This window comes from Paracoccus sp. SM22M-07, from assembly GCF_001887735.1.
GTDB lineage: Bacteria > Pseudomonadota > Alphaproteobacteria > Rhodobacterales > Rhodobacteraceae > Paracoccus.
Genome location: NZ_JPKW01000017.1, coordinates 20,106 through 43,557 on the forward strand (window position 1 = coordinate 20,106; position 23,452 = coordinate 43,557).

Sequence of the window (23,452 nt, forward strand, 5' to 3'; positions counted from 1 at the left end):
GTATCTCAGCCTGACCAAACAGCGCAATTGCCCTGACGGGGATTTGCGGTCTAAGCAGGTCAGGTTTTGACCAGGGGGATCAAATTTGAACAGCACCGCCGTCTTTCGCGCCGAGGGGATCGGCAAGTCCTATCCCGGCGTCCGCGCCAATGACGACGTGTCCTTCCAGGTCGATGCCGGGCAGATCCACGCCCTGCTGGGTGAAAACGGCGCGGGCAAATCGACGCTGGTCAAGATGATCTATGGCCTCGTGCGCCCGGACCAGGGGCGGATGTCGCTGATGGGCGCCCCGCATGCGCCCGCCGACCCGCGGGCGGCGCGGGCATCCGGCGTGGCGATGGTGTTTCAGCATTTCAGCCTGTTCGACGCCCTGACCGTGGCCGAAAACATCGCCCTTGGGATGGAAAACCCGCCCCCGCGCCGCGAATTGTCGGCCCGCATCACCAAGGTCAGCCATGATTTCGGCCTGCCGCTGAACCCTGCGCGGCGCATCGTTACCCTGTCGGCGGGCGAACGTCAGCGGGTCGAGATCATCCGTTGCCTGCTGCAGAACCCGCGCCTGCTGATCATGGACGAACCGACCAGCGTGCTGACCCCGCAAGAGGCCGAGCTGCTGTTCGCCACCCTGCGCAAGCTGGCAGACCAGGGCACCGCGATCCTGTACATCAGCCACAAGCTGGACGAGATCCGCACCCATTGCGATTGCGCCACCATCCTGCGTCATGGCCGCGTGGTCGACAGCTGCGATCCCCGCGCCCATTCGGCCCGCGAACTGGCCGCGATGATGGTCGGAGGCGAGATGCGCGACATCGACCGGACCGGTCGCCAGGCCGGAGAGGTTCTGCTGACCATCCGCGACCTGTCGCTGCCCGCCCCCAATGCCGAAGGCACGGCGTTGAAAGCGGTGTCGCTGGAGCTGCGCGCCGGGCAGATCCTGGGCATCGGCGGCGTGGCGGGCAACGGCCAGGAGGAATTGCTGGCCGCCCTGACGGGCGAGGTCCGCGCCCGCCCCGGCACCATCACGCTGGACGGGGCCGACCTGTCGATCCTGGGACCGGACCCCCGCCGCAAGGCGGGGCTGCTGACCGCCCCCGAGGATCGCCTGGGCCATGCCGCCGTCCCCGATTTCAGCCTGACGGAAAACACCCTGCTGACGGCGGGTTTGCGCAGAAAACTGGTCAAGAACGGCCTGATCGACCACCGCGCCGCGCGGGGCTTTGCCGAAACCGTCATTGCCGGGTTCGACGTCCGCACCCCCGGCCCCCATGTCGCCGCCCGCGCCCTGTCGGGCGGCAACCTGCAGAAATTCGTGATCGGGCGCGAGGTCCTGCAGGACCCCCGCGTGCTGGTCGTCAACCAGCCCACCTGGGGCGTCGATGCCAGCGCGGCCGCCTTCGTGCGGCAATCGCTGCTGGATCTGGCGCGGCAGGGGGCGGGTGTCATCGTCATCTCTCAGGACCTGGACGAGCTTTTGGAACTTTCCGACCAATTCTGCGCCCTGAACGAAGGCCGCCTTTCCGAACCCCGGCCCACCGAGGGGCTGACCCTGGACCAGATCGGCCTGATGCTGGGCGGCGCGCATGGCATGCAGGAAGCCGCGCTATGATCCAGCTTGTTTCGCGCAGCACCGCATCGACCTTCTGGCAGATCGCGACGCCTGTCATGGCGGTCCTGGCCACGATGATCGCGGGCGGCATCCTGTTCGCCATCATGGGCCACGATCCCGTCACGGCCATCCGCACCATCTTCTGGGACCCGCTGTTCGGGCCGGCGGCCTCCTATTCCCGCCCGCAGCTGCTGGTCAAGGCGGCGCCGCTGATCCTGATCGCCAGCGGCCTGGCGATCGGTTTCCGCGCCGGCATCTGGAACATCGGGGCCGAGGGGCAATACATCATCGGCGGGCTGACCGGGGGCGCCGTCGCCCTGGCCGCCTATCCCGCCGAAGGGGCGTGGATCTTTCCGGCGATGGTCATCGCGGGCGCTGCCGGGGGCTGGGCCTGGGGCATGGTCCCCGCGCTCTTGCGCAACTGGTTCGGCGCGTCGGAAATCCTGGTGTCGCTGATGCTGGTCTATGTCGCCCAACGCGTGGCGGCCTGGATGGCCTTCGGGCCGATGAAGAACCCCGAAGGCTTCGGCTTTCCCGGGTCGCGCAACCTGCAGCAATATCCCGCCGCATCGAACCCCGAACTGATCGCGGGCACCGGCGCGCATTGGGGCGTCGTTGCCGCCGCCGTCGCTGTCCTGGTCACCTGGGTGCTGGTCAGCCGCCACATCCGTGGGTTTCACATCCGCGCGGCCGGTTCCGCCCCCCGCGCGGCGCGTTTCGCGGGCGTGAACCCCGCCACGCTGGTCGCCTTCTGCCTGGGCCTGTCGGGCGCTTTGGCGGGCATGGCGGGCCTGTTCGAGGTTGCGGGCCCGGCCGGTCAGATCACCGACAAGCTGGGCACCGGATACGGATTTACCGCCATCATCGTGGCCTTCCTTGGCCGGCTGCACCCCTTGGGCATCCTGCTGGCGGGGCTGTTGCTGGCATTGACCTATATCGGCGGCGAACTGGCGCAGCTGACCATGCAGCTGCCCGCCGCCACCGTGCAGGTGTTCCAGGGGATGCTGCTGTTCTTCCTGCTGGGCTTCGACGTGCTGACCCGGTTCCGCATCCAGCGAAAGGGCCAATCATGATCGATCCGCTTTCGGTCTTTCTTCTGCTGCTGTCGGCATCGACGCCGATCCTGTTCGCGGCCTTGGGTGAACTGGTCGCGGAACGCGCGGGCATCCTGAACCTGGGCGTCGAGGGGATGATGATCGCCGGCGCGCTGGCGGGTTTCGCCGCCGCCTATGCGACCGGCAACCCTTTCCTGGGCTTTGCCGTCGCGGCGCTGGCGGGGGCCGCCATATCGCTTCTGTATACCCTGCTGACGCAGGTGTTTCTGGCCAACCAGGTCGCATCGGGCCTGGCGCTGACCCTGTTCGGGCTGGGCCTTGCTGCCATGTTCGGCAAACCCTTCGAGGGCGTGAAGGCCCCGCCCATGCCGGACGGCCCCCTGGGGATCAACTGGATTGTCTGGCTGGGCCTGCTGATGGTGCCGGTCATCTGGTGGTTCCTGAACCGCACGCGCCGCGGTCTGATCCTGCGTGCGGTCGGCGAAAACCACGAGGCCGCCCATTCCCTTGGCTATGACGTCCACCTGACGCGCACCGCGGCCATCGCCTTCGGGGGCGCCATGGCGGGCGTCGGCGGCGCCTTCATCAGCATCGCCACCGTCCTGCAATGGACCGAGGGCATGACCGCGGGCGCGGGCTGGATCGCGCTGGCCATCGTGGTCTTTTCCAGCTGGACGGCCTTCGGCGTCCTTGCGGGGGCCTGGCTTTTCGGCGGCGTCACCGTTTTGCAGCTGCGCCTGCAGGCGGCCGAGGTCGACGTGCCGGTGCAGCTGTTGTCGATGGCCCCCTATCTTGCCACGATCATCGTTCTTGTGCTGATCTCGGCCCGGCAGACCTACAGCCGCAAGGCTGGTGGCGCGGCCCCCGGATCACTGGGCAACAACTTTCACGCGCTGCGCTGAACGCGGCCGGATACCCTTCCAACAGAGGATACCTTACATGCAACGCAGAACCCTTCTTGCCTCGGCCTCCGCGATCCTGATGGCGCTGGCCGTGCCCGCGATGGCGCAGGACGAACCGCTGAAGGTCGGCTTCATCTATGTCGGTCCCGTGGGCGATGGCGGCTGGACCTATCAGCACGACCTGGCCCGTCAGGCCGTCGAGGCCGAATATGGCGACAAGGTCGAAACCACCTTCATCGAAAGCGTCCCGGAAGGTGCGGATGCCGAACGCGCGCTGACCCAGCTGGCGCTGGCCGGCAACAAGCTGATCTTCGCGACCAGCTTCGGCTTCATGGACCCGGTGATGAACGTCGCCGCCAAGTTCCCGGACGTCAAATTCGAACATGCGACCGGCTACAAGACCGCGCCCAACGTCGCCACCTATGATGCGCGCTTCTATGAAGGCCGCGCCGTCATCGGCACCATCGCGGGCCACATGACCGAGTCGAACAAGATCGGTTATATCGGGTCCTTCCCGATCCCCGAAGTGATCCAGGGCATCAACTCCAGCTTCATCCACGCCCGCAAGGTGAACCCGGATGTCGAGATGAAGGTGGTCTGGGCCTATAGCTGGTTCGACCCGGCGAAAGAGGCCGACGCCGCCGCCGCCCTGCTGGCCGAAGGCGTGGACGTGATCCTGCAGCACACCGATTCGACCGCCCCCCTGGCCAAGGCGCAGGAGGCAGGCGCCATCGGCTTTGGCCAGGCCAGCGACATGGCGGCCTTCAAGCCCAGCCCGCGCGTGGCCTCGATCATCGACGAATGGTCGCCCTATTACATCAAGCGCGTCGGCGCGATGCTGGACGGCACCTGGGAAAGCGGTTCCAGCTGGGCCGGGATCGGTGACGGCGAGGTCGTGATCGGCGAGATCACCGACGCCGTCCCCGCCGAGGTCAAGGCCGAGGCCGAGGCCCTGCGCGACAAGATCGGCGCCGGCAAATACCACCCCTTCACCGGCCCGCTGAACAAGGCCGATGGCAGCGAATGGCTGGCCGAAGGCGAAACCGCCCCCGACAGCGATCTGCAGGGCATGAACTTCTTTGTCGAAGGCATCACCGCGCAGATCCCGCAGTGATCCCCACCCCGTGACGTCACGCCCCGCCCCGTCCGAAAGGGCGGGGCGTTCGAAATTCTGATGGTCTCGGCCGCCGCGATCTTGCAGATCGAGCAAGCCCCTGCGCATGATGCCGGGACCGTGACCGCCGCAGCCCGCTTTGTTGTCTGCGCCCCAAGATACAGGCCCAGATGCTATTCCCGAAGCGCCGTGCGCAAGCCAAAGACATCTATCGCCGCCTGCCCGTCGCGAACCTGCGCCTCTGAACGTCATGACCTCGCTTGGCGGGGATGATGCGGATGTGCTGCAGGTGATGCTGCTGTCGCTGTCACAGGACAAGCTTCGCGAACTTGCCGCCTTCTGCGACCGCTTGCCAAACCTGACGCTGCACGTGATCGCCGTGCGGGAACGCAAGGATTTCGCCCAGCTTAGCCAATTGGGCAGCCAGCCCTTCGGCGCACGCTTCCTGTGGTATATCGACCATCAATACCTTGGCAGCAACTATCTGCGCGCCCATGACCGATACAACTATCGTTTCCACGATTTACCGCGGGACTTCACCCCCGCGGTGGTCCATTTCGCAGGAAGGATCGCCAAGCCCTTCCACCTGCGTCTGACCCCAGAACACGAAGCGCAGATCCGCGACCATCTGACCACCACGGGCGACCGGGCGCTGCGGATCAACCCGTTCCAGACCATCAAGGCCGAAGACATGGTCTATTACCGCCAGTGGTGGGAGGTCTGCGCCCAGACACCGGTCTTCGACCGCATCGCCCCCATCGCCGCCGAATACACGGATTACGTCCTGAAAGGGCCGCGTCTGCCCCTGTTCTGACGCGTCTCAGCCCATGCGTTCGCTGGCATAGCTGCCCGGAGAGGCCGGGAAGACCACCGTCTTTGCGGCGTTGAGGAACACCCGCCCGTGGATATGGGCGTGGACCGCGCGGGCCAGGACCTGCGCCTCGACGTCGCGACCCAGCGACACGTAGTCGCCAGCCGATTGGGCATGGGTCACGCGCACCGTATCCTGTTCGATGATCGGGCCTTCGTCCAAGTCGGCGGTGACGTAATGGCTGGTCGCGCCGATCAGCTTGACGCCGCGTTCATAGGCCTGCTTGTAGGGGTTCGCGCCCTTGAAGCTGGGCAGGAACGAATGATGGATGTTGATGATCCGGCCCGACATCTGCTGGCACATCCGGTCCGACAGCACCTGCATGTAGCGCGCCAGAACCACCAGTTCGGCCCCCGTTTGGTCGATGATCTCCATCTGCCGGGCCTCGGCCTCGGCCTTGTTCTCGGGGGTCACGCGGATCATGTGGAAGGGGATGTCGTGGTTCACGACGACCTTCTGGTATTCGTGGTGGTTCGAGATGACGCCCACGATGTCGATCGGCAGCGCCCCGATGCGCCAGCGATACAGCAGGTCGTTCAGGCAATGCCCGAAGCGGCTGACCATGATCAGCACCTTCTTCTTGACGGCGTCGTCGGTGATGGCGACCTCCATCTTCAGGCGTTCGGCCACGGGGGCGATATCGGCGCGCAGGCTGTCCAGCGTGGCCTCGCCTTCGGACCGGAAACTGACGCGCATGAAGAAGCGTCCCGTCTCGACATCGTCGAATTGCGCGCTGTCTGTGATGTTGCACTGCGCATCCGCCAGAAAGCCCGAGATCGCCGCAACGATTCCGCGGGTCGAGGCGCAGGTCACGCGCAAGGTATAGCTTTTCATCTGACGTTCGTCCCCTTGATTGCCGTGGCGCGGAATGTCACATCCCGCGCCCCTGCATTTCGAACGATTGCCGGGGAATGACAATCATGTTTGCGACCGCTGGCATGCAGGCCGCGACATCGCCATCGTTGGGGGCGTCACGCGGCGGGCAGACGGGCCTCGACCATGCCGGCATACCAGCTGGACCCGGCGGGGATCGCCTCGTCGTTGAAGTTGTAGGCGGGGTGGTGGACCATCGCCGTGTCGCCGTTGCCGACCCAGATATAGGCGCCGGGGCGTTCGTTCAGCATATAGCTGAAATCCTCGCCGCCCATCATCGGCTGCATGTCCATGTCGACGTCGCCGCTGATCTGGCGGGCGATGTCGGCGGCCCAGACGGTCGCCTGTTCGTTGTTCATGGTGACGGGATAGCCGCGCTGGTAATCGACCTCGGCCACGGCGCCCATGGCGGCGGCCATGTTGGTGGCGACGCGCTTGATGCCTTCCTCCAGCTGGTCGCGGACCTCGGGGGCCAGACTGCGGGCGGTGCCCTTCAGCCGGACGACCTGCGGGATGACGTTGTAGGCGGTCGAATCCGTGCTGACCACGCAGACCGAGATGACGGCGTTCTTCAGCGGATCGACATTCCGCGCCACGACCGATTGCAGCGCCACGACGATCTGGGCGGCGGTCAGGGTGGTGTCGATGCATTCATGGGGCTTGGCGGCATGCCCGCCCTTGCCCGTGACGGTGATGTCGAACTGGTCGGCAGCCGCCATCATCGCGCCGGGCCGGATCGAGAACTGGCCGACCGGCATGCCGGGCATGTTGTGCATGCCATAAAATTCGTCGATGCCCCAGCGGTCGACCAGACCGTCCTGAATCATCGCCTCGGCCCCTGCCCCGCCTTCTTCGGCGGGCTGGAAGATGACCACGGCGGTGCCGTCGAAATTGCGGGTCTCGGCCAGGTATTTCGCCGCGCCCAGCAGCATGGCGGTGTGCCCGTCATGGCCGCAGGCATGCATCTTGCCGGGGGTCTTGCTGGCATATTCGACGCCGGTCTGTTCGTTGATGGGCAGCGCGTCCATGTCGGCGCGCAGGCCCACCACGCGGCCCTTGGTGTCGGTGCGACCCTTGATGACGCCCACGACGCCGGTACGGCCGATGCCCTCGGTCACCTCGTCGCAGCCGAACTCGCGCAGCAGGTCGGCGACCTTGCCGGCGGTGCGGTGCACTTCGTACAGCAGTTCGGGGTTTTCGTGGAAATCGCGGCGCCAGGCGGTGATCTCGGGCAGCAGTTCGGCAAAGCGGTTCTTGACGGGCATGTTGTTCTCCTTCGGCGTCAGGTTGGCGCGTTCCTGCAGGTCGTGCAAGTCCGGTTCAGCCATGCGTGACGGGATCGACCAGCACCCGGTGCCCCGGCGCCACCTCGCGATAGACCGACGGCTGGGGCGTGTAATCGACCGGATGGATCGGCGAGGGGATCGGGCGGAAGTTCAGATCCTCGGAGATCTTCTTCTGCCGCGGATCGGCCACCGGCACCGCCGACATCAGCTGGCGGGTATAGCTGTGCTGAGGGTTCTCGAAGACCTGCGCGCGGGTGCCCATTTCGACGATCCGGCCCAGATACATCACGCCGACATGGTGGCTGACGCGTTCCACGACCGCCATGTCATGGCTGATGAACAGCATGGAAATGCCCATGTCCTGCTGCAATTCCATCAGCAGGTTCAGAACCTGCGCCTGGACCGACACGTCCAGCGCCGACACGGCCTCATCGGCGATGATCAGCTTGGGGTTCAGCGCCAGGGCACGGGCGATGGCGATGCGCTGGCGCTGGCCGCCCGACATTTCATGCGGATAGCGGCGCATGAAGTGGCGGGGCAGTTCGACCCGGTCGAACAGGGCCGCGATGCGGTCCTCGCGCTCGCTGCGGCTGCCGATGCCGTAATTCTGCATCGGTTCGGCCACCTGGTCATACAGCTTCATATGCGGGTCCAGGCTGGCGAAGGGGTCCTGAAAGATCATCTGCATGTCGCGCCGCGCCTTGCGCAGCGCCCGCGGCGACAGCGCCAGAATGTCGGTGCCGCCCAGATCGACCTGCCCCGATTGCGGTTCCACCAGCCGCAGGATCGACCGCCCGCAGGTGGATTTCCCGCAACCCGATTCCCCCACCAGCGACAGCGTCTCGCCGCCGTTGATGGTGAAGCTGACATCCTCGACCGCGTGGACATTGGCCAGCGTTCGCCGCAGCACGCCGCCCTTGACGGCAAAGCGGGTGGTCAGGTTCCGAACCGTCAGCAGCGGTTTGGGATCGGCCACAATGATGGGTTCGGGTGCACCATGTGTGCCGTCGCGCATCAGGCGCAGGCGTTCGGGGGCGGGCTTGCCGGTCATCTCACCCAGGCGCGGCACGGCGGCCAGCAGCATCTTGGTGTAATCTTCGCGCGGGTTTTCAAAGATCTGGGTGACCGGTCCTTCCTCGACCTTGTCGCCGCGATACATGACCACGACACGATCTGCCATTTGCGCGACCACGGCCATGTCATGGGTGATGAAAAGAACGGCAATCTGCTTTTCCCGCTTCAACCGGTCGATCAGCGCCAGGATTTCGGCCTGGATGGTGACGTCCAGCGCGGTCGTGGGTTCGTCGCAGATCAGCAGGCGCGGTTCGCAGGCCATGGCGATGGCGATGACGATTCGCTGCCGCATCCCCCCCGAGAGTTCATGCGGATACTGGTCCAGCCGGCGCTCGGGCTCGGGCATGCGGACCTGGCGCAGGATCTCCAACGCGCGGGCGCGGGCCTGCGTGCGGTTCATGCCGCGATGGGCCATCAGGCCTTCGGCCAGCTGGTCGCCCACGGTGAAGACCGGATTCAGCGCGGTCATCGGTTCCTGAAAGATCATGCCGATCCGGTTGCCGCGAATGTCGCGCATGGCCGGGCCACCCTGCGTCGCCAGGTCCACGACCTGCCCGTCGCCCTTGTCGAACATCAGCCGACCGCCCGCGATGGTGCCGCCGCCGAATTCCACCAGCCGCATCAACGACAACGAGCTGACCGACTTGCCCGACCCCGATTCCCCCACCACGCAGACGCATTCGCCCGGCTTGATGTCGAAGCTGACATCCTTGACGCCCACCACCACGCCGTCATTCGTCTCGAACTCGACACAAAGTTTTTCGATTGAAACGAGCGGTTTGTCGTCAAGCATGCTGTCCCCCGGAAAATGTCCAAGCCCGAAGGCTAGTCGCTGCCCTGCAAAAGTCAAAGCGCAAAGGCTGCGGCCGCGTCTGCGTGATGGGACTTGCTTTCGGATTGGGCTTTGACTGATGATGACCCCATTCCGCAGGGACGGCGACATCACGAACATGCCCAACAAGACCGGGACACCCGAACCAAGAAGCGGCCCTCGAACGGCCGCCGATGCGCAGACGCCCCGCGGGTTCATTCCCAACAGGAGAGCCTGATGAAACTGAGAACCGTTCTGATGGGCGCCGTCGCGTCGCTGACGATGGCCCCGGCCGCATTCGCCGAACGCGGCAGCGACGGTCAGCTTGGCCTGATCATGTGGCAGGCGCCCACGACCATGCACCCCTATCTGTCGGGCGGCACCAAGGAAGTCATCGCCAGCAGCCTGACCCTGGAACCGCTGGCCGGGTATGATGCCAAGGGCACCATCTATCCGCGTCTGGCCGCCGAACTGCCCAGCCTGGAGAATGGCGGCATCGCCGAGGACATGACCTCGGTTACCTGGAAGCTGCGCGACGACATCAAGTGGTCGGACGGCACGCCCTTCACCGCCGATGACGTCGTCTTCACCGCCAATTACTGCATGGACCCCGATGGCGGCTGTTCCCAGCTGGCCAAGTTCGAAGGCATCAAGACCATCGAGGCCGTCGATCCCCACACCGTCAAGATCACCTTCAACGCGCCGCGCCCGGACCCGTTCTCGGCCTTCGTGGGCGCCCAGTCGCCGATCCTGCAGAAGGCCCAGTTCGAAAACTGCACCGGCGCCAATGCGCCCACCTGCACGGAACAGAACTTCAACCCCGTCGGCACCGGCCCCTTCCGCGTGACCGAGTTCCTGACGAACGACACCATCTCGCTGGAAGCGAACCCCGAATATCGCGACCCCGACAAGCCGGCCTTCGCGACCGTGCTGGTCAAGGGTGGCGGCGATGCGGCGGGTGCGGCGCGTTCGGTCCTGGAAACGGGTGAGTTCGACTATGCCTGGAACACCCAGCTGGCCCCCGACGTCATCGCCGGGATGGAGGCCGCGGGCCGCGGCAAGGTCACGGCCGCCTTCGGCAGCCTTGTCGAACGCCTGCACGTGAACCTGACCGACCCATCGCCGAACCTGCCCGCCGAGACGCGCTCGACGCTGGAACATCCCCATCCCTTCCTGTCGGACCCGGCTGTGCGCAAGGCGCTGTCCATGGCCATCGACCGCGAGCTGCTGGTCGAAATCGGCTATGGGCCCGCGGGCAAGGCCACTTGCAACTATGTGCCCGCCCCCGCGGCATGGGCGTCCGAAAACACCGAATGCCTGACCCAGGACATCGAGGGCGCCAATGCCCTGCTGGACGAGGCGGGCTGGGTCAAGGGTGGCGACGGCGTGCGCGAAAAGGACGGCGTGCGCCTGTCGATGCTCTACCAGACCTCGGTCAACGCGGTGCGCCAGGACTTCCAGGCCCTGATCAAGCAGTGGTGGTCGGAAATCGGCGTCGAGACCGAGCTGAAGACCATCGATGCCTCGGTCTTCTTCGGATCGGATGCGGGCTCGCCCGACACCCTGCAGAAGTTCTATGCCGATATCGAGATGTATGCCGACAACTTCGACGGCAACAACCCGGCCCCTTACCTCTCCAAGCACACCTGCAACAAGGCGCCCGGCCCCGACAACCAGTGGCAGGGTGAAAACACCAGCCGCTTCTGCGATCCCGAATACGATCGCATGGTGTCGGAACTGGAAGGCATCGTCGATGCCGACGAACGCGCCGCCATGGGCCGCAAGATGAACGAGATGCTGACCAAGGATACCAACGCCATCATCCCGCTGGTCTATCGCGGCACCGCCTCGGCCCATTCCAACACGCTGCAGGGCGTTCAGCTGAACGCATGGGACAGCGAGATCTGGAACGTCGCGGACTGGTCGCGCGCGGCGGAGTGACACCCGCGGCCGCCCCTGACCGGGGGCGGCCCCTCTGGCGCAGGGCGGGACAGGTTCCCGCCCGCAACCCTTCGACCGAGGCACCATGCTCAATTTCACCATACGCCGGCTGTTGCTGGCGATCCCGACATTGCTGTTCATCTCGCTGGTGATCTTCCTGCTGCTGGAAGCATCCCCCGGCGATCCGCTTGGCGATGTCCCCCTGACCGTCCCCCCCGAAGTGCGCGACCGCATGCGCGCCGCCCTGGGCCTGGGCGAGCCGTGGTTCGTCCGCTATGTCCTGTGGCTGAAGCAGTTCTTCTGGGTCGAGCCGCTTTACTGGTTCGACCAGGCCTTCGGCACCGGTTTCAGCGACGGCATGCAGCGCATCATCAGCTTCCAGTCGCGCAGCCCCGTCTTCGACGTCATCGCGCAGCGCGTCCCCCAGACGCTGACGGTGGTCGGCATGTCCTATGTGGTGGGCATCCTGATCGCCATTCCCATCGGCATCCTGTCGGCCTATCGCCAATACAGCTGGTTCGACCAGATCGGCACCTTCGTGTCGATGATCGGCTTTTCCATGCCGACCTTCTTTACCGGCGTGGTGCTGATCATCATCTTCGGCGTGAACCTGCAATGGTTCCCTTCGGTCTATGACACCACCCTGCAGGTGCGGGACTGGGACAGCTTCATGGCGCAGGTCCGCCAGATGGTCATGCCCGTCACGGTGCTGGCCCTGTACAATGCCGCCCAGATCAGCCGCTTCATGCGATCATCCATGCTGGACAACCTGGGCCAGGATTACGTCCGCACCGCCCGCGCCAAGGGCCTGTCGGAACGCGTCGTCGTGCTGAAACACGTGTTGCGGAACAGCCTGATCCCCGTCGTCACCGTGATTGCGCTTGGTCTGCCGGCCGTCTTCGGCGGCGCCATCATCACCGAACAGGTCTTCAAGGTGAACGGGCTGGGCCAGCTGCTGATCACCGCCATCCACGGCAACGACATCCCGATGGTGCTGACCCTGACCTTCATCTTCGCGATCCTGATCGTCGTCTTCACCCTGATCGCAGACATCCTCTATGGGGTGCTGGACCCAAGGATCCGTTATGACTGACCCTGCCGACAAGACCACCACCCTGACCGCCGGGAACGCGGCCACCCCCGCCGCCGCATCGCCCCCCGTGGCCCCTTCACCCAACCGCAGCCAATGGGGCGATGTCTGGCGCCAGTTCCGCAGCCATCGCGGCGCGATGGTGGCGCTGGTGCTGTTCGTGGGGATCATCCTCTTCGTGTCGGTGGGGCCGCTGATCTGGCGGATGGACCCGACCTTCGTGGACATCCGCGCGCGCAACCAGGGCTTTTCGCTGGCCCATCCGCTTGGCACCGACCAGCTGGGCCGCGACATGCTGGCCCGTCTGATGGCGGGGGGACAGGTGTCCATCGCGGTCGGGTTGACCGCCATGGCCATCGCCATCTTCATCGGCAGCCTGATCGGCGTGTCGGCGGGCTATTTCCGCCGGTTGGACGGTCCGCTGATGCGCGTGACCGAACTGTTCCTGGCGCTGCCGCTGCTGCCGCTGCTGTTGCTGATGGTGACCCTGTTCCGCGAGCCGCTGTCCCAGACCTTCGGCGCGGCCTTCGGGATCTTCCTGCTGATCGTCTCGGCCATCGGGGCGACCAGCTGGATGCAGGCCGCCCGCATCGTCCGGGGCGAGGTGCTGGGCCTGAAGGAGCGTGAATTCATCCTGGCCGCCCGGTCCATCGGCACGCCCAGCCATCGGATGATCCTGCGCCACATCCTGCCGAACGTCATGTCGCCGATCATGGTGGCGGCGACCCTGGGGATCGCCACGGCGATCATCACGGAATCGGCGCTCAGCTTTCTGGGACTGGGCTTCCCGCCCGATTTCCCGACCTGGGGGCGGCTGCTCTATGATGCGGTGGACCAGATGGTGCTCTACCCGTCGCGGGTGATCTTTCCCGGTGTCCTGATTTCGCTGACGGTGCTGTGCGTCAACTATATCGGTGACGGATTGCGCGACGCGATGGACCCGCGCATCCGCGGACGGTGATGCGAAAGGGGGGCCGCGCGGCCCCCCTTCTTCGTCAATAGGCCGCGCTGCCGCTGCCCGCAGGCAGCGCGCCATAAGGCAGCCAGATCGTCTTTTGCCGCACGGCATGGTTCAGGAAATCCTGCCCCTGCGCGTCATTGCCAGTCCAGTCGCGATGCGGGACGGGCCAGACGGGTTTCAGATTGCCGCTGGCGGCCTGATCGACGGCCTCGTGCCCTTCGGGGGTGCCGCAATACCACAGGGCCGCGACCTCATCATGCAGGGCCAGATGCGTGGCCAGCGCGTCGCGCGCGCCTGTCACGATGTTCACCACCCCGGCCGGCACATCCGACGTGTCCAGCACCTGATACAGATCCGCCACCGCCAGCGGATCGTTCTGCGCGGGGATCGCCACGACGCTGTTGCCCATGGCGATGGCGGGCAGGACCAGCGACAGGAAGCCCGCCAGAGGGTTCCGATTCGGACAGGCGATGCCGATGATGCCCATCGGTTCGGGGATGACATTCACCAGATGCCCCGGCTTGGCCTGCACGTTGCGCCCGTCGAACTTGTCGGCCCAGGCGGCATAGTGGAAGGCACGGTCGATAGCAGCCTCGACCTCGCGCTTGTTGGTGCGGGCGGCGAATTCATCGGCGCGGGCGGCCAGGTTCTCGGCGAGGAAATACAGAACCTGTGCGCGGGCGTGACCGCCCATTGCGGCCCATTTTCCAGCCTTGGAGGCAGCCTCGACCGCGTTGCGGATGTCCTTGCGGCTGCCAAGGGGCGCCAGCCCGCCCGGCACCGCATAGGAGGCGCCACCATCGGGACGCTTCTGCGCGCCGCCGATATACATCTTGGCGGTGCGGTCGATGCCCTGCGGCTTGGCCGCATCGCCGTCGGTCACGGCGTCCAAGGGCTTCAGCTTGCCCTCGCCGCCATTCTTGGGGGCGGGGGCGGCCAGGTAATCCAGCATCCCCGCATGGCCGCCTTCGCGTCCATATCCGCTTTCGCGATAGCCGCCGAAAGGCGCGGCCGCGTCGAACATGTTGGCGCAGTTGATCCAGATGACGCCCGCCTTGATGCGTGCGGCCATGTCGGTGGCGACCGTCGCGCTTTCCGACCAGACCGAACCGGCCAGGCCATAGCGGGTGTTGTTGGCCAGCTCGATCGCCTCATCCGCGGTGCGGAAGGTCGACAGGGTGGCGATGGGGCCAAAGATTTCGTCCTGCATGCCGGGATTGGCCGGGGCGATGTTCTTCAGATAGCCCGGCGCGATAAAGCAGCCGTCCTGCGGCTGGCCACCGACCAGATCGGCCCCGGCATCGGTCGCGGCCTTGCAGATCGACAGGATGCGGTCCTTTTGCACCGGGTCGACGATGGCGCCGATATCGGTGGACTTGTCCAGGGGCGAACCCACGCGCAGCCGGTCCATGCGGGCACGCATCAGGGTTTCGAACCGTTCGGCCACGGATTCCGCGACCAGGATGCGCGATCCGGCGCAGCAGACCTGGCCCTGGTTGAACCAGATGCTGTCCACGACACCTTCGACGGCGGCGTCCAGATCGGCATCCTCCATCACGATGAAGGGCGACTTGCCGCCCAGTTCCAGCGTCAGCTTGCGCCCGGTTCCCGACAAGGCCCGCGCGATGCCGCGCCCGACCTCCGTCGATCCGGTGAAGGCGATCTTGTCCACATCGGCCGCGACCAGTGCCGCGCCCGTGGTGCCGTCACCGGTCACGATGTTCACGACGCCGGCGGGCAGGCCGACCTCCTGGCAGATTTCGGCAAAGGCCAGCGCGGTCAGGGGGGTGTATTCGGCGGGCTTCAGCACGACCGTGTTCCCGGCGGCCAGCGCCGGCGCGATCTTCCACGCCAGCATCAGCAACGGGAAATTCCACGGGATGATCTGGCCGCAGACGCCCAGGGGCGCGTGACCCGGGAACTGCGTGTCGCGCAGTTCGGCCCAGCCCGCATGGTGATAGAAATGCCGCGCAACCAGCGGGATGTCCCCGTCGCGCGCCTCGCGGATGGGCTTGCCGTTGTCCAGCGTCTCCAGCACCGACAGGAAGCGTTCGCGTTTCTGGACATGGCGCGCGATGGCATAGAGGAACCGCGCCCGTTCCGTCCCCGACAGGTTCGCCCAAGGGCGCTGCGCCTTGCGGGCGGCCTTGACGGCGGCGGCGATGTCGTCGGCGGTCCCTTGGGTCACGCGGGCCAGCACGTCGCCGGTCGAGGGATCGCGGGTGTCAAAGACCTGACCCGGGGTCGTGAAGCTGCCGTTGATGAAATGGCCGAATGTCCCACGCCGGGCCAGCCAGTCGCGGGCGGCCGAGGCATCCTCGGACGAGGGGCCGTATTCCATGGATTGCATGATGTCGTTCACAAGGCTCATCCCGTTTCCTTACGCAAGTGCCAGGCGATGGGCGGCGGCATAGCGGCCCGTCACGTGATGACTGATCTGTCGTTCGATATCGCCCAGAAGGCTGCTGGCGCCGATCCGGAACAGGTCGGGCGTCAGCCATTCGCGGCCCAGCTCTTCGGCCATCAGGACCTGCCAGCTGATCGCGTCCTTGGCGGTGCGCAGGCCACCCGCGGGCTTGAAGCCCACCTTGTGGCCGGTGCGCATGCCGTAATCGCGGATGGTGCGGCACATGACCAGGCTGACCGGCAGGGTCGCGTTCACGCCCTCTTTCCCCGTGGATGTCTTGATCCAGTCGGCCCCGGCCTGCATGGCGACATGGCTGGCGCGGGCAACGTTTTCCAGCGATTTCAGATCGCCCGTGGCCAGGATGGCCTTCATGCGGGCCGCACCGCAGGCCTCGCGCATGGCGCGCAATTCGTCGTAAAGCGCCGCCCAGTTGCCCTGCAGCACATGGGCGCGGGTGATGACGATGTCGATCTCATCCGCGCCCTGGTCAAGGGCATAGCGGATCTCGGCCAGGCGCAGGTCCAAGGGCATCAGGCCGGCGGGAAAGCCCGTCGCGACGCTGGCCACCGGAATGCCGGAATTGCCCAAGGCGCGCTTGGCGGGACCGACCATGGTCGGATAGACGCAGACTGCACCCGTGGTCAGGCCCGCGACGCCCATGGCATCCAGCAATTCGGACGCGATGGGCTGGCGCGCCTTGGCACACAAGCGCGCCACGCGGTCGGGCGTGTCGTCGCCCGCCAGCGTCGTCAGGTCGATGCAGCGCACCGCGTTCAGCAGCCAGGCCGCCTGGTGATCCTGCTTCAGGCTGCGCCGCGTGGGCAGCGTCGCCGCGCGCCGTTCGACGGCGGGGGTGTTGATGCGCAGGTCCGCGAACCAGTCGGTCCGCAGGTCGGTGCCGGGGTTCTGGGTCATCACTTGCCCTTTCGGTTCAGGCGGTCACGCATCGGCGTCAGCCCGCGTTCGTGAAATTGCGCCCACATCCGCCAGATCAGCGCCAGCAGGACCAGCATGACCGCGCAGATCACCATGGCGGGCCAGTTCGTGGGGCGTTCGTCGGGCCCCGCGACAGTGTTGATGGAAATGGCGTTGGGATAGGTCGACATCCACGGGATGCGCCAGCCGTAACCCGTCACGCTGACCCAGATCGGATCGCTGCCTGGGGATTTCAGGTTGGTCGCCTCGGCATGCAGATTCGAGCTGTCATATTTGAAATAGGGCGGCCAGACCCAGCCGGTGTCTTCGTTGCGATAGACGAAGACGCTGCCGCCGGGGCGCACCGTGTCGATGAAGCGCACGTCGCGCTGACCGGATGCGTTTTCCACCGTGCCGGTGCTGTCCGCGGCCCAGAAGATCGTGGCCGAGGGCGGGATCGATGTCAGCCGGTTATAGGTGTTGCTGATCCTGACCGTGTTCTTGGACGGCAGGGTGTAATCCAGCAGCGCAAAGGCCAGGATGCCGAACAGGACGCCGATGGCGACGCGAAGGTAATACATGTGACGGCAGCTCCTAGTGCCAGTTGACCAGATAGACGATGACCAGGATGGCCAGCGTCGGCAGCACGAAGACCAGCAGGGACAGACGCGCCCTCAGGCTCTTCTCAAAGCCCGTCATCGCCTTGGCGATGAAGGCGCGCCGGGCCGCGCTGTCGCCGGGTCTGTCGGGGTGGCGCGCATCCCAACGGTGTTCCAGACGTTCGACCTGCTGGGACCGGACATAGACGCGCAGCAGCACATAGAAAAGCAGTTGGACCGCCAAGACGAACAGCTACAGCCGGATCAATGCCACCTTGCCCCTGTCCTTCCCTTGGGTCGCGTCCTCCAGCGTAACACGCGGGCGCAAGCGGGGACCAGATGTCGCGTCACGTCAGGCAACCCATGCGCGGGGGGCCGCGTTGGCATGCCAGCCACAACCACCATGGGAATGTCCAAGATGACCCTGCCCGTCCCCGACGATCTTACCCGACAGCTTGACCGCCTGGCCGCCCGGCACCTGCGCGGCCGCAGCCTGCTGATGCGCGGGGTCGAGGCCGTGGGCCGCCTGACCGAAGGGGCCGCGACGACCGTGCTGGGCATGTCGCCCGTCGCGCTGGAGAAGGTCCTGGAAAGTGCCTTCCAGCAGCTTTACGACCTGTCGGGACGGACCGACCAGATCGGCGTCGTCCGCCACGCACCGCTGATCGCCAATCGCGCGGCGGCGGTGGTATCGGGTGCGACGGGCGGTTGGTTCGGCTTTGCGGGGCTGGTGCCCGATCTGGTCGCCTCGACCACGGTGATCTTCAACTCGATCCAGAAGGTCGCGCGCCAGCACGGGTTTGACACCAGCGATCCGCAGGTGCGACTGGAATGCCTGGCGGTGTTCCAATACGGCGAACCCGGCAAGGATGGCGACGCGGTCGCGCAATCCTTCCTGGCCAACCGCGTGCTGACGAACGGCCAGACGGTTTCGGCGCTGATCAGCCGCTTTGCCGGCACCTTCGCATCGCGTGTGACGGCCAAGCTGGGCGCGCAGACCGTTCCCGTGCTGGGGGCCGCCACGGGCGCCGCCATCAACTATGCCTTCGTCGAACATTACGAAACGGTGGCCGGCATTCATTTCGGCCTGCTGCGCCTGGCCGCCGATCATCCCGATCAGGATATCGACGCGCTTTACGCGGCGGCGCTGGAGCGCGCGGGCCACACGCCCCGGATCGGCCGCCGCCGCAGCGCCTAGAAGGGCACGTCGTCGTCGCCACCTGCGGGCTGGACATAGGCGGCCTTGATGTTCTTGAAGCCCGCCGCGAACTGGATTGTCAGCGTATCCTCGGCCACGCCCATCACTTGGCCCTCGCCGAATTTGGCATGGCTGACCGTGTCGCCCACCGCAAAGCGGCTGGCGGGGGCGGCGTCGATGGTGACGGGGGTGCGATGGACCGGCGCGCGGCGTTCCGCGGCCTTGGCCTGCATGCGTTTCCAGCCGGGCGAGTTATAGACATCGGCCTTGGCCGCCCGGTCGTGCATCTGCACGCTGCCCGCTGATGCCATGGCCGCACCATAGCCACCGCCGTAAAGGCCGGGGGGCGTCAGAACCTCGACATGTTCCTCGGGCAGTTCGTCGACAAAGCGCGACGGCAGAGAGCTTTGCCACTGACCGTAAAGCCGCCGGTTGCCCGCAAAGCTGATCGTGGCCAGCCGTTCGGCGCGGGTGATGCCGACATAGGCCAGACGCCGCTCCTCCTCCAGGCCCTTGGTGCCTTGTTCGTCCATGGCGCGCTGGTTGGGGAACAGCCCGTCTTCCCACCCAGGCAGGAAGACCACCGGGAATTCCAGTCCCTTGGCACCGTGCAGCGTCATGATGCTGACCTGCTCGGTCTGCTGGCCGTCATCACGGTCCATCACCAACGCCACATGTTCCAGGAAGCCCTGGAGGTTCTCGAACTCCTCCAAGGCCTTGACCAGTTCCTTGAGGTTTTCCAGACGACCCGGCGCATCGGGCGACTTGTCGTTCTGCCACATGGCGGTATAGCCGGATTCGTCCAGGATGCGTTCGGCCAGCTCGATATGGTTGGTGCCGTTCAGCACCTCCATGTGCGACCGTCCGATCAGCGCCACGAAATCGCGCAGATTGGCCAGCCCCTTGCCGCCGACATGCTTTTCCTCGACCACGATGCGCGCGCCCTCCAGCAGGTTCACGCCATTCTGCCGCGCCGCCAGCTGGATGGTCTGCAATGCCTTGTCGCCCAGGCCGCGTTTGGGGGTGTTCACCACGCGTTCAAAGGCCAGGTCGTCATCAGGGCTGGTCACCAGCCGGAAATAAGCCATCGCATCGCGGATTTCCTGGCGTTCGTAAAAGCGCGGGCCGCCGATGACGCGATAGGGCAGACCGATGGTCATGAAACGGTCTTCGAAGGCGCGCATCTGATGCGATGCCCGCACCAGAATCGCGATGTCGTCCAGCGACACCCGCCCCAGGGCCGCCCGGTGGCCACCCTGAAAGGCCTCGATCTCCTCGCCGATCCAGCGGGCCTCGGCTTCGCTGTCCCAATGGCCGATCAGGCGCACCGGTTCGCCCGGTTCGGCATCCGTCCACAAGGTCTTGCCCAGACGTCCGCTGTTCGCAGCGATCAGCCCCGAAGCCGCCCCCAGGATCTGCGGGGTCGAGCGGTAATTCTGTTCCAGCCGGATCACCTCGGCGCCCGGAAAATCCTTTTCGAAGCGCAGGATGTTGCCCACCTCGGCCCCGCGCCAGCCATAGATCGACTGGTCGTCATCGCCCACGCAGCAGATGTTGCGATGCGATTGGGCCAGCAGGCGCAGCCACATGTACTGCGCCACGTTGGTATCCTGATATTCGTCGACCAGCACATAGCGGAACCGGTCCTGCCATTGCCGCAGCACGTCGGGATGGGCCTGAAACAGGGTCACGCAATGCATCAACAGGTCGCCGAAATCGACCGCGTTCAGCGTCAGCAGACGATCCTGGTATTGGGCGTAAAGCTTGCCGCCCTGGCCGTCAAAGGCCGCACCCTCGCCCTTGGGCAGGTTGGCGGGGGTCAGGCAGCGGTTCTTCCAGCCGTCGATCAGATGGGCCAGCTGCCTTGCGGGCCAGCGCTTTTCGTCGATGTTCTCGGCGCGGATCAGCTGCTTCAGCAGACGGATCTGGTCGTCGGTGTCCAGGATGGTGAAGCTGGGCTTCAGATGCAGCCCCTCGCGTCCGATCAGCTCGGCATGGCGGCGCAGGATCTTGACGCTGATGCTGTGAAAGGTGCCCAGCCAGGGCATCCCCTCGACCGTCTCACCCAGCAGACGGGCGATGCGTTCCTTCATCTCGCGCGCGGCCTTGTTGGTGAAGGTCACGGCCAGCAGCTGACCGGGCCGCGCCTTGCCCAGCATCAGCAGATGCGCGATGCGCGTCGTCAACGCACGCGTCTTGCCGGTCCCTGCCCCGGCCAGCATCAGGACCGGCCCGTCCAGCGCCTCGACCGCGGCGCGCTGCGCGGCATTCAGCCCTTCCAGATAGGGCATCGGGCGCGCGGCCATCGCACGGCGCGACAGCGGCACGGGGGTCTCACCTTCGGAATCGTCGATCACATCCATACCTTCAGCATAGGCGCGGGAAACCGATATGGAAAGGGCATGTTCCCATTTCGTTCCGCGCCGTCCTTCATCTGCAGATCAGCCCCAGGGCCAGGTTCCGCGTGCAGCCGGGCTTGCGGCGTCAGGCCTTCAGTGCCGCAAAAGTGGTCGGGTCCAGCGATTCCTGCGCGAATGTCGGGCCGCTGGTCAGCAGGCTGACCGCATCATGGGAATGCAGCGATTCCTGATGGCTGGCGATCACCCGGAAATCCCCGATGCGCGGATCGGCCAGCATCTGTCCCGCAAAGGCGCGCACCGCGTCCTCGACAAAGATCGGGTTGGCGGCGTTCAGTTCCGCAAAGGCCTGTTCATCCTCGCGCTTGACCATGACCTGCGTTTCGGTGGGCACGGCGCGACGGCAGAGGTCGATGACATCCTCGAACCAGATCTTCTCGCTTCCCTCCATGACCAGCGATATCCGCGCGACCGAGCGCTGCGAATGCGGCGTGGCCAGGCGACCGCGGGTTTCGCGCGCATGTTCGGACAGTTCCAGCGAACAGGGGCAGGTCGAGGAATAGACGTAATCGACATGCATCACCCGCAGGCGTTGGCCCTTGTGTTCGATCACCTCCAGCGCGATGTCGTAATACTGCCAGCCCGACAGCCCCGAACGCAGCGAATCCACCCGCATCGGATAGGAGAACCGCATCTGGATGCGCGCATCCAGCGCGTCCAGATGGGACTTGTAGTCCTCCAGCGCGGCTTCCAGCACCGACAGGCTGAACAGATGTTCGGAATGGCCATAGAAGGACCGCATGATGCGGCTCATGTTGATGCCCTTGCGGTCGGCCTCCAGGCTGACGGTGCCGGTCACGCTGGTTTCCAGCACGATCTCTCCGCCATTCACCCCGTCGTCGCGGGTCTGATAGCGGATCGGCAGCCGGAAGTTCGAGATCCCGACATGCTGGATGGGCGCGCGGGCCCCGATGATCAGACTGGCGGGACCGTTCTGCAGGTCGGGCAGATCGGCCTTGTAGGCCTCGTCGACCTTGAAATCCGCGTCATAGCTGCGGATCAGGGCGGGATAGGCGGGCGTCATGGGGCGGGCTTGGGTCATCATGGCCTCCGGGGCAGCGTCCGGGCCCATATAAGCAACCCAAGTCGAAATGTTAATGAAAAGCGCGACCCGGCATCGTCATTGCCGGGTCGCGGGTGCCGTTTTCAGCCCAGCGCGTTCAGCAGGTCGCGGGTCAGATCGCCCGCATCCTCCAGGCCGATGGACAGGCGGATCAAGCCGGGCGTGATGCCCAGATGCGCCTTGTCGGCATCCGACAGACGCTGATGGGTCGTCGTCGCGGGATGGACCGCGATGGATTTCGCATCGCCCAGGTTGTTCGAGATCTTGATGATCTCCAGCCCGTCCAGAACCGCAAAGGCCGCCTCCTTGCCGCCTGCGACCTCCAGCGCGATCATCGTGCCGCCCGACCCGATCTGGCGCATGGCCAGGTCATGCTGGGGATGGTCGGCCAGCCCCGGATAGATCACCCGCGACAGCGCCGGATGGCCATGCAGGGCCGCGGCGATCGAGGCCGCCGCATCGGCCTGCGCGCGCACCCGCAGATCCATGGTCTGCAGCCCGTTCAGCATGATCCAGGCGTGGAAGGGGCTGATCGCACCGCCGGTATGTTTCAGATAGGGCTCGGCCACTTCGCGCACGAATTGGCGCGTGCCGCAGATGACGCCGGCCAGGGCGCGCCCGCCGCCGTCGATATGCTTGGTCGCGGAATAGACGATGACATCGGCGCCCAGTTCGGCGGCGCGCGAAAAGACCGGCGTGGCAAAGACGTTGTCCACGACCACGGTGGCGCCGACGGCATGGGCCATCTCGGCCACGGCCTTCAGGTCGATCACCTCCAGCGTGGGGTTCGACACGCTTTCGAAGAAGACCGCATGGGTGTCGGGGCGGATCGCGGCGCGCCACTGGTCCAGATCGGTGCCGTCGACGAAGCTCACCTCGACCCCGAATTTCACCAGCAGGTCCAGCACGTAAAGGCAGGACCCGAACAGCGCGCGAGCGGCCACCACATGATCGCCGGGCTTGCACATGGCAAACATCGCGCCGTTGACGGCCGCCATGCCGCTGGCGGTGGCGAAGGCATCCTCGGTCCCTTCCAGCGACGCGATGCGATCCTCGAACATGCGGCTGGTGGGGTTGCCATAGCGGGCATAGATGAATTCGTCCGGCCCCGTCCCCTGGAAGCGCCCCTCGGCCTGGGCGGCGTTGTCATAGACGAAGCCCTGGGTCAGGAAGATCGCCTCGGCCATCTCGCCGTACTGGCTGCGGCGGGTGCCGTGATGGACGGCACGGGTGCGGGGGCTGAGGTCCTTGTCGGACTTGGCGGTCATA

General features: G+C 65.8%; 19 protein-coding genes. 9 read left to right on the top strand and 10 right to left on the bottom strand.

From position 1 onward, the window contains the following. Positions 1-85: 85 nt before the first annotated feature. The 5 genes from IE00_RS17300 (at position 86) to IE00_RS17320 (ending at position 5,491) form a co-directional block, all read left to right on the top strand. Positions 86-1,606, top strand: coding sequence for an ABC transporter ATP-binding protein (locus IE00_RS17300; protein ID WP_240493984.1), 1,521 nt, complete (start codon positions 86-88; stop codon positions 1,604-1,606). Further along, complete coding sequence (locus IE00_RS17305; protein ID WP_072298443.1) at positions 1,603-2,679, top strand: ABC transporter permease; 1,077 nt, start codon at positions 1,603-1,605, stop codon at positions 2,677-2,679. The genes IE00_RS17300 and IE00_RS17305 overlap by 4 nt, the downstream gene beginning before the upstream one ends. Continuing rightward, entirely contained in the window at positions 2,676-3,563 is an 888-nt protein-coding gene (locus IE00_RS17310; protein ID WP_072298444.1) for an ABC transporter permease, read from the top strand. The genes IE00_RS17305 and IE00_RS17310 overlap by 4 nt, the downstream gene beginning before the upstream one ends. 37 nt (positions 3,564-3,600) lie before the next feature. Next, positions 3,601-4,677: a BMP family ABC transporter substrate-binding protein gene (locus IE00_RS17315; RefSeq protein WP_072298445.1), complete on the top strand. Its 1,077-nt coding sequence runs from the start codon at positions 3,601-3,603 to the stop codon at positions 4,675-4,677. A gap of 250 nt (positions 4,678-4,927) precedes the next feature. Next, the gene (locus IE00_RS17320; RefSeq protein WP_072298446.1) at positions 4,928-5,491 is read left to right on the top strand and encodes a hypothetical protein; all 564 of its coding nucleotides are present in this window, start codon (positions 4,928-4,930) and stop codon (positions 5,489-5,491) included. A gap of 6 nt (positions 5,492-5,497) precedes the next feature. Here the strand turns inward: IE00_RS17320 and purU are convergent, their stop codons facing one another. The 3 genes from purU to IE00_RS17335 all read right to left on the bottom strand — a co-directional run bounded on the left by purU (position 5,498) and on the right by IE00_RS17335 (position 9,574). Then, positions 5,498-6,382: a formyltetrahydrofolate deformylase gene (purU, locus tag IE00_RS17325; protein ID WP_072298447.1), complete on the bottom strand. Its 885-nt coding sequence runs from the start codon at positions 6,380-6,382 to the stop codon at positions 5,498-5,500. A gap of 137 nt (positions 6,383-6,519) precedes the next feature. Next, positions 6,520-7,686 (bottom strand): M20 aminoacylase family protein, encoded by a 1,167-nt coding sequence (locus IE00_RS17330; RefSeq protein WP_072298468.1) that lies wholly within the window; start codon positions 7,684-7,686, stop codon positions 6,520-6,522. Positions 7,687-7,741: 55 nt separating this feature from the next. Next, positions 7,742-9,574, bottom strand: coding sequence for an ABC transporter ATP-binding protein (locus tag IE00_RS17335; protein ID WP_072298448.1), 1,833 nt, complete (start codon positions 9,572-9,574; stop codon positions 7,742-7,744). 255 nt (positions 9,575-9,829) lie between these two features. On the opposite strand from IE00_RS17335, the gene IE00_RS17340 reads away from it, so the two are divergent. The 3 genes from IE00_RS17340 (at position 9,830) to IE00_RS17350 (ending at position 13,584) form a co-directional block, all read left to right on the top strand. Beyond that, positions 9,830-11,533 carry a peptide ABC transporter substrate-binding protein gene (locus tag IE00_RS17340; RefSeq protein ID WP_072298449.1) on the top strand — a complete coding sequence of 568 codons (1,704 nt, stop codon included), beginning with the start codon at positions 9,830-9,832 and terminating at the stop codon, positions 11,531-11,533. An 85-nt stretch (positions 11,534-11,618) separates the two neighbouring features. Further along, the gene (locus tag IE00_RS17345; protein ID WP_072298450.1) at positions 11,619-12,626 is read left to right on the top strand and encodes an ABC transporter permease; all 1,008 of its coding nucleotides are present in this window, start codon (positions 11,619-11,621) and stop codon (positions 12,624-12,626) included. Next, entirely contained in the window at positions 12,619-13,584 is a 966-nt protein-coding gene (locus IE00_RS17350; protein ID WP_083554495.1) for an ABC transporter permease, read from the top strand. The genes IE00_RS17345 and IE00_RS17350 overlap by 8 nt, the downstream gene beginning before the upstream one ends. A 34-nt stretch (positions 13,585-13,618) precedes the next feature. Here IE00_RS17350 and IE00_RS17355 read toward each other — a convergent pair whose 3' ends face one another. The 4 genes from IE00_RS17355 to IE00_RS17370 are packed head-to-tail and all read right to left on the bottom strand — an operon-like array spanning position 13,619 to position 17,749. Beyond that, positions 13,619-15,955 (bottom strand): aldehyde dehydrogenase family protein, encoded by a 2,337-nt coding sequence (locus IE00_RS17355; protein ID WP_072298451.1) that lies wholly within the window; start codon positions 15,953-15,955, stop codon positions 13,619-13,621. A 9-nt stretch (positions 15,956-15,964) separates the two neighbouring features. Beyond that, a complete protein-coding gene (gene deoC / locus IE00_RS17360; RefSeq protein ID WP_072298452.1) occupies positions 15,965-16,906 on the bottom strand; it encodes a deoxyribose-phosphate aldolase in 942 nt (313 codons plus the stop codon). Further along, complete coding sequence (locus IE00_RS17365) at positions 16,906-17,487, bottom strand: DUF1523 family protein (protein WP_072298453.1); 582 nt, start codon at positions 17,485-17,487, stop codon at positions 16,906-16,908. The genes deoC and IE00_RS17365 overlap by 1 nt, the downstream gene beginning before the upstream one ends. Positions 17,488-17,500: 13 nt before the next feature. Continuing rightward, entirely contained in the window at positions 17,501-17,749 is a 249-nt protein-coding gene (locus tag IE00_RS17370; RefSeq protein WP_083554496.1) for a hypothetical protein, read from the bottom strand. Between the two features lie 165 nt (positions 17,750-17,914). Between IE00_RS17370 and IE00_RS17375 the strand changes: the two genes are divergently transcribed. After that, a complete protein-coding gene (locus IE00_RS17375; protein WP_072298454.1) occupies positions 17,915-18,703 on the top strand; it encodes an EcsC family protein in 789 nt (262 codons plus the stop codon). On the opposite strand, the gene IE00_RS17380 is transcribed toward IE00_RS17375, so the two are convergent. From IE00_RS17380 to metZ, 3 genes are all read right to left on the bottom strand, one after another. Then, complete coding sequence (locus tag IE00_RS17380; RefSeq protein WP_072298455.1) at positions 18,700-21,066, bottom strand: ATP-dependent helicase; 2,367 nt, start codon at positions 21,064-21,066, stop codon at positions 18,700-18,702. The genes IE00_RS17375 and IE00_RS17380 overlap by 4 nt on opposite strands. Before the next feature lie 121 nt (positions 21,067-21,187). Next, positions 21,188-22,219 carry a GTP cyclohydrolase FolE2 gene (gene folE2, locus IE00_RS17385; RefSeq protein WP_371328456.1) on the bottom strand — a complete coding sequence of 344 codons (1,032 nt, stop codon included), beginning with the start codon at positions 22,217-22,219 and terminating at the stop codon, positions 21,188-21,190. Between the two features lie 47 nt (positions 22,220-22,266). Then, on the bottom strand, positions 22,267-23,451 hold the full coding sequence (gene metZ / locus IE00_RS17390) for an O-succinylhomoserine sulfhydrylase (protein ID WP_072298457.1): 1,185 nt from the start codon (positions 23,449-23,451) through the stop codon (positions 22,267-22,269). Position 23,452: the final 1 nt, after the last annotated feature.

Bases quoted from the DNA above. Each gene is read 5' to 3' on its own strand.
- purU (WP_072298447.1), bottom strand. From the start codon at position 6,382: ATGAAAAGCTATACCTTGCGCGTGACCTGCGCCTCGACCCGCGGAATC.
- IE00_RS17380 (WP_072298455.1), bottom strand. From the start codon at position 21,066: ATGGATGTGATCGACGATTCCGAAGGTGAGACCCCCGTGCCGCTGTCG.
- IE00_RS17335 (WP_072298448.1), bottom strand. From the start codon at position 9,574: ATGCTTGACGACAAACCGCTCGTTTCAATCGAAAAACTTTGTGTCGAG.
- IE00_RS17315 (WP_072298445.1), top strand. From the start codon at position 3,601: ATGCAACGCAGAACCCTTCTTGCCTCGGCCTCCGCGATCCTGATGGCG.
- metZ (WP_072298457.1), bottom strand. From the start codon at position 23,451: ATGACCGCCAAGTCCGACAAGGACCTCAGCCCCCGCACCCGTGCCGTC.
- IE00_RS17305 (WP_072298443.1), top strand. From the start codon at position 1,603: ATGATCCAGCTTGTTTCGCGCAGCACCGCATCGACCTTCTGGCAGATC.
- IE00_RS17375 (WP_072298454.1), top strand. From the start codon at position 17,915: ATGTCCAAGATGACCCTGCCCGTCCCCGACGATCTTACCCGACAGCTT.
- deoC (WP_072298452.1), bottom strand. From the start codon at position 16,906: ATGACCCAGAACCCCGGCACCGACCTGCGGACCGACTGGTTCGCGGAC.
- IE00_RS17330 (WP_072298468.1), bottom strand. From the start codon at position 7,686: ATGCCCGTCAAGAACCGCTTTGCCGAACTGCTGCCCGAGATCACCGCC.
- IE00_RS17320 (WP_072298446.1), top strand. From the start codon at position 4,928: ATGACCTCGCTTGGCGGGGATGATGCGGATGTGCTGCAGGTGATGCTG.
- IE00_RS17345 (WP_072298450.1), top strand. From the start codon at position 11,619: ATGCTCAATTTCACCATACGCCGGCTGTTGCTGGCGATCCCGACATTG.
- IE00_RS17365 (WP_072298453.1), bottom strand. From the start codon at position 17,487: ATGTATTACCTTCGCGTCGCCATCGGCGTCCTGTTCGGCATCCTGGCC.
- IE00_RS17340 (WP_072298449.1), top strand. From the start codon at position 9,830: ATGAAACTGAGAACCGTTCTGATGGGCGCCGTCGCGTCGCTGACGATG.
- IE00_RS17310 (WP_072298444.1), top strand. From the start codon at position 2,676: ATGATCGATCCGCTTTCGGTCTTTCTTCTGCTGCTGTCGGCATCGACG.
- IE00_RS17355 (WP_072298451.1), bottom strand. From the start codon at position 15,955: ATGAGCCTTGTGAACGACATCATGCAATCCATGGAATACGGCCCCTCG.
- IE00_RS17350 (WP_083554495.1), top strand. From the start codon at position 12,619: ATGACTGACCCTGCCGACAAGACCACCACCCTGACCGCCGGGAACGCG.